The organism is Pseudomonas sp. Eqa60, from assembly GCF_018326405.1.
Lineage (GTDB): Bacteria > Pseudomonadota > Gammaproteobacteria > Pseudomonadales > Pseudomonadaceae > Aquipseudomonas > Aquipseudomonas protegens.
On sequence record NZ_AP024342.1, the window covers coordinates 1,545,868 to 1,561,117 of the forward strand.

Here is a 15,250-nt window from a genome sequence, read left to right on the forward strand (position 1 = left end):
GGCGCGTTGCTGCATTGGCAGGCGACAGGCAAAAAAAAGGCCCGCACAGTGCGGGCCTTTTGTTCAGTGCTGACAACCGGGCTATCAGCCCGCCACCAGCACCCGGATCGCTTCCAGGCGCAGGGCGGCTTTTTCCAGCATGGCCAGGCCCTGTTCGCGCTGTTGACGCAGGGCCACCAGCTCGCTGTCACGGACAGTCGGGTTGACCGCCTGCAACGCGGTCAGGCGCGCCAGTTCTTCGTCGGTGTCGGCTGCCAGGCGGCGTTGCGCCTCGGCCACGCGTTCGGCGTGACGCGGTGCGACCTTGGCTTCGCCGGCGTTGATCTTCGGCGCCAATTGATCGCGCTGGGCCTGGATGAACTTGTTGGCGCTGGCCTTGGGCACGCTTTCCAGCTGGTCGTTCAGGGTCTCGAAGGCGACCCGCGCCGACAGGTCGTTGCCATTGGCGTCCAGCAGGCAGCGCAGGGCAGCCGGCGGCAGGTAGCGGCCCAGTTGCAGTGAGCGCGGGGCGACCACTTCACTGACGTACAGCAGCTCCAGCAGCACGGTGCCGGGTTTGAGCGCCTTGTTCTTGATCAGTGCCACGGCGGTGTTGCCCATGGAGCCGGACAGCACCAGGTCCATGCCGCCCTGCACCATGGGGTGTTCCCAGGTGATGAACTGCATGTCCTCGCGAGACAGCGCCTGGTTGCGGTCGTAGGTGATGGTCACGCCTTCGTCGTCGCCCAGGGGGAAGCTGGCGTCGAGCATCTTCTCGCTGGGCTTGAGGATCAGGGCGTTTTCCGAATGGTCCTCGCTGTCGATGCCGAAAGCGTCGAACAGGGTTTCCATGTAGATCGGCAGGGCGAACTGGTCGTCCTGTTCGAGGATCGCTTCCACCAGGGCGTCGCCTTCGCCGGCACCACCGGAATTCAACTCCAGCAGGCGGTCGCGACCGGTGTGCAGCTCGGCTTCCAGGCGCTCGCGTTCGCCGCGGGCTTCGTCGATCAGCGCTTGCCACTCGCCGTCATCGGCATTTTCCAGCAGCGGCAGCAGGCGTGGGCCGAACTGGTGCTGCAGGGCGTTGCCGGTCGGGCAGGTGTTGAGGAAGGCGTTCAGGGCTTCGTGGTACCACTGGAACAGGCGCTCTTGCGGGCTGGTTTCCAGGTACGGCACGTGCAGTTCGATCACGTGCTTCTGGCCGATCCGGTCGAGACGGCCGATCCGCTGCTCCAGCAGGTCCGGGTGCGACGGCAGGTCGAACAGCACCAGGTGGTGGGCGAACTGGAAGTTGCGGCCTTCACTGCCGATTTCCGAGCAGATCAGCACCTGGGCGCCGAACTCTTCATCGGCGAAGTAGGCGGCGGCACGGTCACGTTCGAGGATGTTCATGCCCTCGTGGAATACCGTGGCCGGGATGCCGGAGCGCACGCGCAGGGCGTCCTCCAGGTCCATGGCGGTTTCTGCGTGGGCGCAGATCACCAGCACCTTGGTGCGCTTGAGCATTTTCAGCTGGTCGATCAGCCACTCGACCCGCGGGTCGAACTTCCACCAGCGCTGTTCGTCATCGCTGACGTCGGGCTGGGCCTGGAAGCTGACTTCCGGGTACAGCTCGGCGTGTTCGCCTAGGGGCAGCTCCAGGTATTCGTCCGGGCATGGCAGCGGGTAGGCGTGCAGCTTGCGCTCGGGGAAACCCTGCACCGCGGCGCGGGTGTTGCGAAACAGCACGCGGCCGGTGCCGTGACGGTCCAGCAGTTCACGCACCAGGCGTGCGCTGGCTTCGCTGTCGCCGTCGTTGACCGCGGCCAGCAGGGCTTCGCCTTCGTTGCCGAGGAAACCGTGGATGGTCTTGTGCGCCTCGGGAGACAGGCGGCCTTTATCCATCAGTTCCTGCACGGCTTCGGCCACCGGGCGGTAGTTCTCGCTCTCGGCGCGGAAGGCCGCGAGGTCGTGGAAACGGTTCGGGTCCAGCAGGCGCAGGCGGGCGAAGTGGCTGTCCTGGCCCAGTTGTTCCGGGGTTGCGGTCAACAGCAGCACGCCGGGAATGGTCTCTGCCAGCTGTTCCACCAGGGCGTATTCCGGGCTGACCTGGTCTTCGTGCCACACCAGGTGGTGGGCTTCGTCCACCACCATCAGGTCCCAGCCGGCGGCGAACAGCGCGTCCTGGGCTTTCTCGTCGTCCACCAGCCACTCCAGGGCCACCAGGGCCAGCTGGGTGTCTTCGAACGGGTTGCTGGCATCGCTTTCGATAAAGCGTTCTTCATCGAACAGTGCCACTTGCAGGTTGAAGCGCCGGCGCATCTCTACCAGCCACTGGTGCTGGAGGTTTTCCGGTACCAGGATCAGCACCCGGCTGGCGCGACCCGAGAGCAGTTGGCGATGGATCACCAGGCCGGCCTCGATGGTCTTGCCCAGGCCCACTTCGTCCGCCAGCAGGACCCGCGGCGCGATGCGGTCGGCGACTTCACGGGCAATGTGCAACTGGTGGGCGATGGGTTGGGCGCGCACGCCACCCAGGCCCCAGAGCGAGGACTGCAGCTGGCGGCTGGTGTGTTCCAGGGTGTGGTAGCGCAGGGAGAACCAGGCCAGCGGGTCGATCTGCCCGGCGAACAGACGGTCGCTGGCCAGACGGAACTGGATGAAGTTCGAGAGTTGGGTTTCCGGCAGGGTGACGGCTTCGTTCTGCCCGTTGAGGCCGTGGTAGACCAGCAGGCCGTCGACATCATCGACTTCCTGTACGGTCATTTTCCAGCCTTCGAAGTGGGTGATGCTGTCACCCGGAGAGAACCTCACGCGAGTGAGGGGCGCATTCCGTAGCGCATACTGGCGGGTGTCGCCAGTGGCCGGATAGAGCACGGTCAGCAAGCGACCGTCCTGTGCCAGAACGGTGCCTAAACCCAGCTCGGCTTCGCTGTCACTAATCCAGCGTTGCCCCGGTTGATACTGCTGCGCCATGCTGCCTGACTCCCGCTTTGAAAAAGCCGACTATCTTAACGGAACGACGCTTCCAGTCCAAAGAACTCTGATCAATCCCCTGGATTAAAAGGTAGCGTACGGCGTGCATTCGTCGGGTGGCGGGGCACTATCGGCTGACGACTGGGTCACAGTTTTGCGACCGATGGCTCAAGTCGCCCATGCCGCAGCCGACAGCCTGCCGACAGGAGACCAATAATATGCTGCCACCGATGCTCCCCTTGAGTGCCGTGCCGATCACCGCCCAGCAGGATCCGATCCGCCAGCGACCGGACATCCCGCCTGTGGTACCGGTGCAGGAAAGCTCCAACGAAAGCACCATCGACCTGCAAAAGCGCGACCCCGAGGAGTCCGCCCTGCTGCTGCGCGAGGAACAGCGGCGCCAGCAACAGAAGCAGCGCCGTGAGCGTGAGGCCGAGGACGACCCCGAAGAGCACCTGGCAGTGCCCGGCGATGAACTGAACGCCGACAACACCGTGCCGGTGGTGCCGTTGATCGAAGATGCTCCGCGCCAGGGCCTGTGGGTGGATGTCGAGGTCTAGGAGCGCTTGTTCCCCGCCAGTTCCCCGAGGGCCTGCAACAGGCGCTCGATTTCCTCTTGTGTATTGAAGTAACTCAAGGCGATCCGGGCAATGTTGCCCAGGCCTCGGGCCTGCATGTCCAGGGGGGTGTAGTTGACGCCATTGGCGCCGATATTGATGCCGCGCCGCGCCAGTTCCTCCTTGAGTGCCAGCCCGTCCCAACCTTCGAGAGTGAAGGCGATCAGGCCCGATTGCTGCCCCGGGCTGCCCAGGTCCTGGAGTTGCAGGCCGGGCAAGCGCTGCAGCTTCTGGCGCAGCGGCTCGCTCAAGGCACTGATCCTTTGCGCAATGGCGGCCACGCCGATGCTTTCGAACTCCTGCAGGGCATTGGCCAGGCCAGCCAGCAGCACCATCGACACTTCACTGGTTTCAAAGCGCCGGGCATCGTTGCGCAGAGCGAAGCCCTGGCCGTCCCAGGGCGCCGACAGCACATCCCGCGGCAGCGGATTCAACTGCTCGAGGAAGCCGGGCCTTATATAGAGCAGGGCCGTGCCTCGCGGGCCGCGCAGGTACTTGCGCCCCGCGCCCTTGAGCACATCGCAGTTCAGCGCCTGCACGTCGCAGGGCACCTGGCCCAGAGCCTGGCCGGCATCGATGAAGTAGGGGATGTGCCATTGGCGCGCCAGTTGGCCGATGGCTGCGGCCGGGTTGATCAGCCCGCCATTGGCCGGTAGCCAGGTCAAGGCGATGAGGCGCACCCGGGAGTCGAGCATGGACTCCAGCGCCGGGACTGAAACCGCACCGTGGCTGTCACAGGGAATGACTTCCAGCTGCGCGCCGGCGGCCACGGCCGGGGCCATGCAGGCCAGGTTGCCGGCCCATTCCTGGCGCCCCACCAGGATCCGGTCGCCCGGCTGCCAGGCGGGCAGGGCGTTGAAGGCCATGCCCCAGGCCGCCGAACCACTGCTGGTAAAGGCGATGGCTTGCGGGCAGGTGTTGAGCACTCGGGCGGCGGTCTGTCGCGCCTGCTCCTGCAACTGGGCGCCGGCGCCGGCCGCTTCCATTGGCCCGCTGTGGGCCTCCCGCTGCAGTTGCCCGGACATGGCGTCCAGGGTGCCCTGGCTGGGCAGGGACCCCCCGGCATGGTTGAAGTGACAGACCCGGGTGCAACCCGGTGTGGCCGCCCGTAGCCAAGCGATGTGGTCCGGGCTCAGGGGCATCACGGCTTGAGCTCGAAAATCCCGTCGACCTCCACGGCGACGCCGGCAGGCAGGCTGGCGACGCCCACCGAAGTGCGGGCATGCCGGCCTTTCTCGCCCAGGGCATTGACCAGCAGGTTGGAGGCGCCATTGGCGACCTGGCCATGGCCCTTGAAGTCGGCGCTGGCGGCAATGAACACCCCCAGCCGGCTGATGCGTTGCAGCCGCGACAAGTCGTCACCCAGGGCCGCCGAGAGTTGCGCCAGCAGGGCCAGGGCCGCCAGTTCCGCGGCCTGGGCACCCTGCTCGATGCTGAGGTTGTCACCGAGCCGGCCCAGCAGATGGGGATGCTGCTCTGCATGCGGTGTTTGCCCGGAGATGAACAGCAGGTTCTGGCTCTGGGTATGGTTGACGTAGTTGGCAATGGGCTGGCCGGGGATCGGCAGTTCAAGACCCAGTTGTTGTACTCGTTGCTGCAGAGAGTCGCGCATGGCAAGTCCTCGAATGGAAGGCCTGCAGCATCGGTGTTCAGCCTGGGGGCGACAAACGGATAGATCTAATCCGACGTATCTGAATTTTTCATGGGTCGCGCCCTTGCTCCAGCAGCCATTGGGCGAAGCACTGCGCCGCCGGATTCGCCGGACCTTCGGCGGTCACCAGCCAGTAGCCGATCTGATCGTTGTGCAGAGCCGGGAGGTCGAAGGCATCCACCAGGCTGCCCTGGGCAAGATGGCGCCGGATCAACTGGCGGCGGCCCATGGCGATGCCCTGGCCGGCCACCGCCGCTTCCACCACGATGTTGTAGTCGTGGAGCATGACGCTGGGGTGAGGGCTGAGGTCGACGGCGTTCTGCCTGCTCCAGTCGTCCCATTCAAAGGGCCGGTGGGAGCGGGCCATCAGCAAGGTGCCGTTGGCCAGGGCTCCGGCCTTGAACTCGGGGCTGCACACCGGTGACAGTTGCTCGGCGAGAAAGCGCGTGGCCTGGACGTTGGGCCAGTGGCCCTTGCCATAGCGAATGGCCAGGTCGACCTCGGCACCGGCCACATCTGCCAGGTTGATGGCCGGTTGCAGCTCCAGCTGGATCTGAGGGTGGCGGCGGCTGAAGTCCGACAGGCGCGGCGCCAGCCACAAGGTGGCGAAGGAGGCCAGCAGGCCGATGCGCAGAACCTGCGATGGCTCTGCTGCCAACAGCGTCCGGGTGGCTTCGGCGATCTGCTCCAGGGCCGGCTGGATCTGTTGGTAATAGCTAGCGCCGGCGGTGGTCAGGTCGATGGCCCGGGTGCGTCGTACAAACAGCGGCTGGCCCAGGTGCTGTTCGAGTTTGTGCACTTGATGGCTGACCGCGCTCTGGCTGACGCACAGTTCCTGGGCCGCCTTGCTGAAACTCAGGTGCCGGGCCACGGCCTCGAAGGCGCGCAGGGCCAGCAGCGGGGGCAGGTGCTTGGGCATTTCCACATGCGGTTTCCTGTGGGGAGGGGCGGCCATTGTGCGGATAAAAAGTCTTCCCGGCAGCGACTTTATTGCAGTCGCCTTGGTCTGATCACTGGTCAGGTGCGGCGCCACGTCGCATTATTGGCACATTCGCCAGGGCCGCTCGCTGCTTCAAGGCGTGCGGCCGATATTGACCACGAGTGATGCAAGCCAAGCCATGAATCAAGACGACAAGCTGATCGACCTGAACGCCGAGCGTGCCAAGCGCGTGCATGATCTCAATGAAAAGCGTCTGAACGAAGTACGCCAGGCATTCGAACACGCCATGCCCTTGGGCAAGGCCAAGAAAAAGCCGAAAAACAAACCGAAAAAGCGCTGATCTGGGCGCTTTCTGTTGATGCAAGTCACTTATTTCCCCTTCCTCGCGCCCAGTCATGGGCGACATTGACCCCGGTCAATTTCCCCCGCCTCCCGTTTGGTTAACTTAGCCCCATCGCAACAGGGCAAGAGCAGGAGGCCAGTCATGTTTTTCGACAATGTGGTGATCGCCGGAGTGCTGACTGTCGGCCTCATGGTTCTGTTTTTCGCAGGGTTTGGATTCTTTATCTGGAAAGACGCGAATAAGCGCAAGAAGCCTTAAGTCTTTCCAGGGCAACGAGCACGCAAGGCATTTTGGGCAACTTCGGTTGCCCTTTTTTTTGCCCGCAAGAAAGCTCAAGGCATAAAAAAAGGTGCGTCCCCAGGGACGCACCTTTTTTGTTGCCGGCTGGGGTATCAGGTACCCAGGATCTTGGAGGCTGCCCAGAACAGGCCGGCGGACAGGGCCACGGTCGCCGGCAGGGTCAGGACCCAGGCCAGGAGGATGGTCCGTACCGTTCCGCTCTGCAGGCCGCTCTTGTTGGCGACCATGGTCCCGGCCACGCCGGAGGAAAGTACGTGGGTGGTGGAAACCGGCAGGCTGAAGATGTTCGCCAGGCCGATCAGGCCGGCGGCGGTGATCTGTGCCGACATGCCCTGGGCGTAGGTCATGCCCTGCTTGCCGATCTTCTCGCCAATGGTCTGCACTACGCGCTTCCAGCCGATCATGGTGCCCAGGCCCAGAGCTAGGGCGACAGCCAGGATGACCCAGAACGGTGCGTATTCGGTGGTGGCGGTCAGGTCTTTGCGCAGCTTGTCCAGGTCGGCCTTTTCACGGGCCGAGATGCCTGGCAGCTTGCCGACCTTTTTCGCGGTGTCATCCAGGCAAAGCAGGTAGCGACGCACTTCGATGCGGCTTTCCGGCGACAACGAATGGTAGTCGGAAACGCCCTTGAGGCTGCTCAGGAGCGCGGCGATGGTCGGTTCGGTTTGCTGCGGATTGCAGCGGAACTTGCCCGGCAGGTCGTCTTTCACGCTTTTGCCCAGGGCCAGGAACTCACCCAGGGACTCGTGATTGCGCTCGTAGAACTGGCTCAGGTGCAGGGTGGCGTCGCGGGTGCGCTCGATCTGGTAGGTGGTGCTGTTGAGGTCCATCACGAACTGGGCAGGCACGATACCGATCAGTACCAGCATGATCAGGCCGATGCCTTTCTGGCCGTCGTTGGAGCCGTGCACGAAGCTCACGGCCATGGCCGAGATCACCAGTACCAGGCGGTTCCAGAACGGCGGGTGCTTCTTGTCATCGACCTTGCGGCGCTGTTCTGGAGTCTTGTGCATCTTCGAGATCGGCCGCCACCATTTCAGGCCGATCAGTACCAGCGCTGCAATAATGAAGCCCGCCATCGGCGAGAACACCAGGGAAGCGCCGATGTCGATTGCCTTCTGCCAGTTCACACCATCCCCCAGGGGGATGTCGCTGAGCAGGGCATTGGCCAGGCCGACACCGAGGATGGAGCCGATCAGGGTATGGGAACTGGAGGCCGGAATGCCGAAATACCAGGTGCCCAGGTTCCAGGTAATGGCCGCGGCCAGCAACGAGAAGACCATGGCCAGGCCGTGGCCGGTGTTGACGTTGATCAGCAGCTCGACCGGCAGCAGGTGGACGATGGCATAGGCCACGCCAACCCCGCCCAGCAGCACACCTAGGAAATTGAACACACCGGAGAAGAACACGGCCAGGTGCGGCGGCATGGCCTTGGTGTAGATAACAGTGGCAACCGCATTTGCGGTGTCATGAAAGCCGTTGATGAACTCGTAGGCGAGGACAAAAGCCAGGGCGAGCAAGAGGCTCACAAGCACCCAAGCATCCAGTCCGCTGAATAAATCGATCATGAAGGTTTTCTGACCCGGTCATAAGGGGGCGCGATTATGCCAGAAAACCCCGCTAATCAATGCACAAGGTGCTCGCCGGTAACATTCTTCAACGAAAAAACTGACCGGGAGCAGAGTTTTCGCACATACCCCTCAAGCACGGCAAGCCATTGAGTTTATTGGGCACGAGCGGTCAATCCGATGGCCTGGGCGCGGAAATCAGAGGGTTAAAACGCGTGTATGAAATTTCAACCAAAGGGCTTGCCCGGTAGCCTCTCTCGCTGTGGATGGGCGAGATGGCCATGGGCCCGGGGTAACGAGCATCAATGGTCTGCCTGGCCGCCGGGATGATCGGGCGGGCAAGTAGAGCAAGCCCTGAATGAGTCAGGCTGCCAGCATTACGGCTGTTCGGCCTTGAGCTCTTTTTCCATCTTTTGCAGTTCTTGGGTGAAGGCCTGATCGAGAATACTGGCGCGTTTGCGCCAAGGTTTGCGTTCAGGTTCCGGCTGGGCGGCATAACGGGTGATCTCGCCGCCGTAAACTTCCTTGTAACGTTGCTCCTGGCGCTCAAGTTCCGCGCGCAGTTCATCTTTCGTCACAGTGTTACCTAATTGAGTGAAGGTCCAGTCCGGTGCGACGCATTGCTTGCGGGCATCTACGCGGAGCTGAAGTCAGTGCCAGTCTGGCCTTGACTTCGAGTCTCTCAAGCGTGCCGTTAATTGCATGCGGCCACGTCACCGGATGAAAACAACTGTCGTAGCAACAGTGTTGTTGGTTGCAAGCGGGCTGGCCGAATCTGGTTAGGGGTCAAGCGCTTGCGGCAGGTGACCGATTACCGTCTCAAGCCACCCGAGAGAGGAGCATTGGGCAACTGACTCCACATTCCTCACTCCGGCAGTATAGCTTCGGCGAAGAATAACTCTATGGGTGGCAAGTTTAAAATGACCAACTTTATTGTGAGCGTTTTGTGACACAAAAGTTCTAATCATTTCCTACACGAGGAAAGCCTGATTCTTTCTCCGCTGGTACAAGTCTATATGGGGAGTCTGCATCTTGATGCAAGTGGTCGGTTGCAAAAGACTCGGGATAACCGGGCATTCCACTGGTGATTATTACTATGGTTTTTTGCAATAAACCCAGGGGCTCACTGCCGCGTGTGCCAGGCTTGGCGGATTGCGATTATCGGTCGATGGTTCGATAATCGCCCAATGTTGCCGGCCCCAGCTTGTGCTTCTTCGCCAATACGGCTTGTAATACCGAAGAATTTCGTCGCAGAGAGCCTGAAATGAACGATCAGATGCGTAATTCCTTTACCTCAGTGGCCCCGCCGATCGTGGCGTCTGCGGCAAAGAGGATTCAGGCGTTGACCGGTGACCCGGATTTCATGACCTCTCTGGCCCGGGGCCTGGCGGTGGTGCAGGCGTTCCAGGAGCGCAAGCGGCACTTGACCATCGCCCAGATCAGCCATCGCACGGAAATCCCCCGGGCTGCGGTGCGCCGTTGCCTGCACACCCTGATCAAGCTGGGTTACGCCACCACCGACGGGCGTACCTATTCATTGCTGCCCAAGGTGCTGACCCTGGGCCACGCCTATCTTTCGTCGACGCCTCTGGCGGTCTCCGCCCAGCCCTACCTGGACCGCATGAGCGAGCAACTGCACGAGGCGTGCAACATGGCCACCCTGGAAGGCGACGACATTCTCTACATCGCCCGTTCCGCCACGACCCAGCGGCTGATCTCGGTCGACCTGTCTGTCGGCGGTCGCTTGCCAGCCTATTGCACCTCCATGGGGCGCATCCTTCTCGCGGCCCTGGACGATTCGTCACTGCATGAATACCTCGACCATGCGGACCTGCAAGCCAAGACCAGCCGCACCCTGCACACCCCGGAAGCCTTGCTGGAGTGCCTGCAGCAAGTACGCCAGCAAGGCTGGTGCATCGTTGATCAGGAACTGGAGCAGGGCCTGCGCTCCATTGCGGTACCGGTGTACGACGCCTCCGGCCAGGTGCTGGCGGCGCTGAACGTCAGTACCCACGCCGGGCGGGTCAGCCGTGCCGAGCTGGAGCAGCGCTTTCTCCCCGGTTTGCTGAGCGCCAGCCGCGATCTGAGCGCGCAGTTGTTTGCTTAAGCTGTTCGATAAACGCACAGATACGCCTTTGGCGAATTGACGCTGTTTCCCCTGGCTTATTAATGTCGCGGCAGCGTCATCGGCGGCAAGCTGGCATCTTCGCCCGCCGCTGGTGGCCCGCCCAATAATAAAGAAGAGGCCAACACTCATGAGCACGCTTTCCCTGCGTCGTTGCCGCGACCGTTCCTGCCGTCCCGCTCGCATCGCCTGATATCGCCACCCCTTTAGTGACCTGATCAGCCCTGGCGGCCTGTGCTCGCCTGCGTTTTAGCGTGGAAATAACAACAATGAACCAACCCCAATCCGCTGTAGGGAACTGCCTTGATGTGCAGTCCTTCATCAATGCCCAGCCGCTGTCCCGTTACCAGTGGCGCGTGGTGATCCTGTGTTTCCTGATTGTCTTCCTCGATGGCCTGGACACCGCGGCCATGGGCTTCATCGCCCCGGCGCTGTCCCAGGACTGGGGCATCGACCGCGCCAGCCTCGGCCCGGTCATGAGCGCTGCATTGATCGGCATGGTCTTCGGCGCCCTGGGCTCCGGCCCCCTGGCCGACCGTTTCGGCCGCAAGGTGGTGCTGGTGGGGGCGGTGCTGCTGTTTGGTGCCTTCAGCCTGGCTTCGGCCTACAGCACCAACGTCGACCAGTTGCTGATCCTGCGTTTCCTTACTGGCCTGGGCCTGGGGGCGGGCATGCCCAACGCCACCACGCTGCTTTCCGAATACACCCCCGAACGCCACAAGTCGTTGCTGGTGACCAGCATGTTCTGCGGTTTCAACCTGGGTATGGCCGGCGGCGGCTTCATTTCCGCCAAGCTGATCCCGGCCTTCGGCTGGCACAGCCTGCTGCTGATCGGCGGGGTCCTGCCGCTGATCCTGGCCCTGGTGCTGGTGCTCTGGCTGCCGGAGTCCGCGCGTTACCTGGTGGTGCGCAATCGCGGCACCGACAAGGTGCGCAAGACCCTGGCGCCGATTGCCCCGGCCATAGTCGGCGAGGCTGGCAGCTTCAGTGTGCCGGAACAGAAGACCGTGAAGGCGCGCAACGTGTTCGCGGTGATCTTCTCCGGCACCTATAGCGTCGGCACCCTGTTGCTGTGGCTGACCTATTTCATGGGCCTGGTGATTGTCTACCTGCTCACCAGCTGGCTGCCGACCCTGATGCGCGACAGCGGGGCGAGCATGGAACAGGCGGCCTTTATCGGCGCCCTGTTCCAGTTTGGCGGCGTCCTCAGTGCGGTGGCCGTGGGCTGGGCCATGGACCGTTTCAACCCGCACAAGGTGATCGGCTGTTTCTACCTGCTGGCTGGGGTCTTTGCCTACGCCGTCGGGCAGAGCCTGGGCAACATCACCCTGTTGGCCACCCTGGTGCTGATCGCCGGTATGTGCGTCAACGGTGCGCAATCGGCAATGCCGTCGTTGGCCGCGCGCTTCTACCCGACCCAGGGGCGTGCCACCGGGGTTTCCTGGATGCTTGGCATCGGCCGTTTCGGCGCCATTCTCGGCGCGTGGATGGGGGCGACCCTGCTGGGCCTGGGCTGGAACTTCGAACAAGTGCTGACTGCCCTGGTGATTCCGGCGGCCCTGGCCACCACCGCGGTGGTGATCAAGGGCATGGTCAGTCACGCAGACGCGACCTGAGCGCGGACTACCCTGTAGCCGCTGCCGCAGGCTGCGACCGGGCTCGAAGGACCCGCTGCTCCTGAAGGGCGCAGAGGGTTCTTCGAACGTTATCCTCGCCCGCGGCAGCGGCCCCAGAAGGCCGGCAGGGCTGTTGCGGGGTTGAGGAAAAGCAATCGATAGCCCTGCAACAATCTGTTCGATAATCGAACGCTCAGTCGATTATCGGATTGTTTGGGGTTTGGCCCCGGCTTAATCTTCAGTCACTGCGGCGCGCCCAGAGCGCCTTTTTCTCCAGTCGCTGAATAACAATCGGGAGACCCCATCCATGGCTGAAATCCTTTCGCTGCACGACGCGGTGAAGCAATTCGTCAACGACGGCGACACCGTCGCGCTCGAAGGCTTCACCCACCTGATTCCTACGGCCGCAGGTCATGAAATCATCCGCCAGGGCAAGAAAGACCTGACCCTGGTGCGCATGACCCCTGACCTGATCTACGACCAGTTGATCGGTGCCGGTTGCGCTCGCAAGCTGATTTTCTCCTGGGGGGGCAACCCGGGCGTGGGCTCCCTGCACCGCCTGCGCGACGCCGTGGAAAAGCAATGGCCACAGCCCCTGGAGATCGAGGAACACAGCCACGCCGACCTGGCCAACGCCTATGTTGCCGGCGCCTCGGGCCTGCCCTTTGCCGTCCTGCGGGCCTACGCCGGTTCCGACCTGCCCAAGGTCAACCCCCTGATCAAGACCGTGACCTGCCCGTTTACCGGTGAAGTGCTGGCGGCGGTGCCTTCGGTGCGCCCGGACGTCACGGTAATCCACGCGCAGAAGGCCGACCGCAAGGGCAACGTGCTGCTGTGGGGCATTCTCGGGGTACAGAAAGAAGCCGCCCTGGCCGCCAAGCGCTGCATCGTCACCGTCGAGGAAATCGTCGACGACCTGAACGCGCCGATGAACGCCTGCGTACTGCCGACCTGGGCGCTGAGCGCGGTCTGCCATGTGCCTGGTGGCGCCCATCCGTCCTACGCCCACGGCTACTCCGAGCGCGACAACCGCTTCTACCAGGCCTGGGACCCGATCGCCCGCGACCGTGAGGCGTTCACCGCCTGGATCAACGAATACATCCACGGCAGTGCCGATTTCAGCGAATTCCAGGCCAAGCTGGCCGCAGCTTCGGAGGCCCAGTAATGACCTACTCCACCAATGAAATGATGACCGTGGCCGCGGCCCGTCGCTTGCAGAACGGCTCGGTGTGCTTCGTCGGCATCGGCCTGCCGTCCAAGGCCGCCAACCTGGCACGCCTGACCTCCTCACCGGACGTGGTGCTGATCTACGAGTCCGGCCCGATCGGCGCCAAGCCCAGCGTCCTGCCACTGTCCATCGGTGACGGCGAACTGGCGGAAACCGCCGACACCGTGGTGCCTACCGGCGAGATCTTCCGCTACTGGCTGCAGGGCGGGCGCATCGATGTGGGTTTCCTTGGCGCGGCCCAGGTCGACCGTTTCGGCAATATCAACACCACCGTGGTCGGCGACTACCACCGGCCCAAGGTGCGCCTGCCGGGCGCCGGCGGTGCTCCGGAGATCGCCGGTTCGGCCAAGAGCGTGCTGATCATCCTCAAGCAATCCTCGCGCTCCTTCGTCGACAAGCTGGACTTCGTGACTTCGGTCGGCCACGGCGAAGGCGGCGATTCGCGCAAGCGCCTGGGCCTGCCAGGGGCGGGGCCGGTGGGCATCATCACCGACCTGTGCATCATGGAGCCGGAAGCCGGTACCCACGAATTCATCGTCACTTCGCTGCACCCGGGCGTGACCCGCGAGCAGGTGGTGGCCGCCACTGGCTGGGCGATCCGCTTCGCCGACCAGGTGGCCGAGACCGCAGCACCCACCGAGGTTGAACTGACCGCCCTGCGTGACCTGGAAGCGCGCACCGCCGCGGCCCATGGCCAAGCCCCTGGAGAAGCCTGATGCGCGACGTATTCATCTGCGATGCCATTCGCACCCCCATCGGCCGTTTTGGTGGCGGCCTCTCGACAGTGCGCGCTGACGACCTGGCGGCGCTGCCGATCAAGGCCTTGATGGAGCGCAACCCCAGCGTGGACTGGAGCTCCGTGGACGAGGTGTTCCTCGGCTGCGCCAACCAGGCCGGCGAGGACAACCGCAACGTGGCGCGCATGGCTCTGCTGCTGGCCGGCCTGCCGGACAGCGTGCCCGGCGTCACCCTCAACCGTCTCTGCGCCTCGGGCATGGACGCCATCGGCACGGCCTTCCGCGCCATTGCCAGCGGCGAGATGGAGCTGGCGATTGCCGGTGGCGTCGAGTCCATGTCCCGCGCGCCCTTTGTCATGGGCAAGGCCGATACCGCCTTTTCGCGCAACATGAAGCTGGAAGACACCACCATCGGCTGGCGTTTCATCAACCCGCTGATGAAGGCCCAGTACGGTGTGGATGCCATGCCGCAGACCGCCGACAACGTGGCGGATGACTACAAAGTGTCCCGCGCTGACCAGGACGCCTTCGCCCTGCGCAGCCAGCAGCGTGCCGCGGCGGCCCAGGCCGCCGGTTTCTTCGCTGAGGAAATCGTTGCGGTGCGCATCGCCCACAAGAAGGGCGAGACAGTGGTGGAGCAGGACGAGCATCCCCGTGCCGACACCACCCTGGAAGCCTTGGCCAAGCTCAAGCCGGTCAACGGCCCGGACAAGACCGTCACCGCCGGCAATGCCTCCGGGGTCAACGACGGTGCGGCGGCGCTGATCCTGGCCTCGGCCGAAGCCGTCAAGAAACACGGCCTGACCCCGCGTGCGCGAGTACTGGGCATGGCCAGCGCCGGGGTTGCGCCGCGGGTCATGGGCATCGGCCCGGTGCCGGCAGTGCGCAAGCTGATCGAGCGCCTGGGCGTGGCGGTCAGCGACTTCGACGTGATCGAACTCAACGAAGCCTTCGCCAGCCAGGGCTTGGCGGTGCTGCGCGAGCTGGGCCTGGCGGACGATGCGCCCCAGGTCAATCCCAACGGCGGCGCGATTGCCCTGGGCCACCCCCTGGGCATGAGCGGTGCGCGGTTGGTGCTGACGGCTTTGCATCAGCTGGAAAAGAGCGGCGGTAAAAAAGGCCTGGCGACCATGTGCGTCGGCGTCGGCCAAGGGCTGGCGCTGGCTATCGAGCGCGTTTGATTGCCTGCCT

Annotated in this window: 14 protein-coding genes; 8 read left to right on the forward strand and 6 right to left on the reverse strand. The window is 63.6% G+C overall.

From position 1 onward, the window contains the following. Positions 1-84: 84 nt before the first annotated feature. A complete protein-coding gene (rapA, locus tag KI242_RS06915) occupies positions 85-2,934 on the reverse strand; it encodes an RNA polymerase-associated protein RapA (protein ID WP_015634418.1) in 2,850 nt (949 codons plus the stop codon). Positions 2,935-3,152: 218 nt separating this feature from the next. Here rapA and KI242_RS06920 point away from each other — a divergent pair, with 218 nt between their 5' ends. After that, positions 3,153-3,494, forward strand: coding sequence for a hypothetical protein (locus KI242_RS06920; protein WP_011059650.1), 342 nt, complete (start codon positions 3,153-3,155; stop codon positions 3,492-3,494). On the opposite strand, the gene KI242_RS06925 is transcribed toward KI242_RS06920, so the two are convergent. The 3 genes from KI242_RS06925 to gcvA form a co-directional block, all read right to left on the reverse strand. Beyond that, positions 3,491-4,693, reverse strand: a complete 1,203-nt coding sequence (locus KI242_RS06925; protein ID WP_212806363.1) for an aminotransferase class V-fold PLP-dependent enzyme — start codon at positions 4,691-4,693, stop codon at positions 3,491-3,493. The genes KI242_RS06920 and KI242_RS06925 overlap by 4 nt on opposite strands. Then, positions 4,693-5,163: a RidA family protein gene (locus tag KI242_RS06930; RefSeq protein ID WP_041116323.1), complete on the reverse strand. Its 471-nt coding sequence runs from the start codon at positions 5,161-5,163 to the stop codon at positions 4,693-4,695. The genes KI242_RS06925 and KI242_RS06930 overlap by 1 nt, the downstream gene beginning before the upstream one ends. 88 nt (positions 5,164-5,251) lie before the next feature. Beyond that, complete coding sequence (gene gcvA / locus KI242_RS06935) at positions 5,252-6,121, reverse strand: transcriptional regulator GcvA (RefSeq protein ID WP_212806364.1); 870 nt, start codon at positions 6,119-6,121, stop codon at positions 5,252-5,254. A 199-nt stretch (positions 6,122-6,320) separates the two neighbouring features. On the opposite strand from gcvA, the gene KI242_RS06940 reads away from it, so the two are divergent. Beyond that, entirely contained in the window at positions 6,321-6,482 is a 162-nt protein-coding gene (locus tag KI242_RS06940; protein ID WP_015634422.1) for a hypothetical protein, read from the forward strand. Between the two features lie 144 nt (positions 6,483-6,626). Then, positions 6,627-6,743, forward strand: coding sequence for a cytochrome c oxidase subunit CcoM (ccoM, locus tag KI242_RS31950; protein ID WP_015634423.1), 117 nt, complete (start codon positions 6,627-6,629; stop codon positions 6,741-6,743). 134 nt (positions 6,744-6,877) lie between these two features. Here the strand turns inward: ccoM and KI242_RS06945 are convergent, their stop codons facing one another. Together KI242_RS06945 and KI242_RS06950 are read right to left on the reverse strand one after the other, a co-directional pair. Beyond that, positions 6,878-8,353, reverse strand: a complete 1,476-nt coding sequence (locus tag KI242_RS06945) for an inorganic phosphate transporter (protein ID WP_011059655.1) — start codon at positions 8,351-8,353, stop codon at positions 6,878-6,880. A 377-nt stretch (positions 8,354-8,730) separates the two neighbouring features. Continuing rightward, positions 8,731-8,931, reverse strand: a complete 201-nt coding sequence (locus tag KI242_RS06950; protein ID WP_011059656.1) for a hypothetical protein — start codon at positions 8,929-8,931, stop codon at positions 8,731-8,733. A gap of 686 nt (positions 8,932-9,617) precedes the next feature. Between KI242_RS06950 and pcaR the strand changes: the two genes are divergently transcribed. The 5 genes from pcaR (at position 9,618) to pcaF (ending at position 15,240) form a co-directional block, all read left to right on the forward strand. Next, positions 9,618-10,460: a pca regulon transcriptional regulator PcaR gene (gene pcaR, locus KI242_RS06955; protein WP_011059657.1), complete on the forward strand. Its 843-nt coding sequence runs from the start codon at positions 9,618-9,620 to the stop codon at positions 10,458-10,460. Between the two features lie 287 nt (positions 10,461-10,747). After that, positions 10,748-12,094, forward strand: a complete 1,347-nt coding sequence (locus KI242_RS06960; RefSeq protein ID WP_212806005.1) for an MFS transporter — start codon at positions 10,748-10,750, stop codon at positions 12,092-12,094. Positions 12,095-12,401: 307 nt separating this feature from the next. Further along, positions 12,402-13,259 (forward strand): CoA transferase subunit A, encoded by an 858-nt coding sequence (locus KI242_RS06965; RefSeq protein ID WP_011059659.1) that lies wholly within the window; start codon positions 12,402-12,404, stop codon positions 13,257-13,259. Next, the gene (locus KI242_RS06970; protein WP_011059660.1) at positions 13,259-14,038 is read left to right on the forward strand and encodes a CoA-transferase subunit beta; all 780 of its coding nucleotides are present in this window, start codon (positions 13,259-13,261) and stop codon (positions 14,036-14,038) included. The genes KI242_RS06965 and KI242_RS06970 overlap by 1 nt, the downstream gene beginning before the upstream one ends. Continuing rightward, the gene (gene pcaF, locus KI242_RS06975) at positions 14,035-15,240 is read left to right on the forward strand and encodes a 3-oxoadipyl-CoA thiolase (RefSeq protein ID WP_170866331.1); all 1,206 of its coding nucleotides are present in this window, start codon (positions 14,035-14,037) and stop codon (positions 15,238-15,240) included. Before KI242_RS06970 ends, pcaF begins: the two co-directional genes overlap by 4 nt. Positions 15,241-15,250 lie beyond the last annotated feature (10 nt).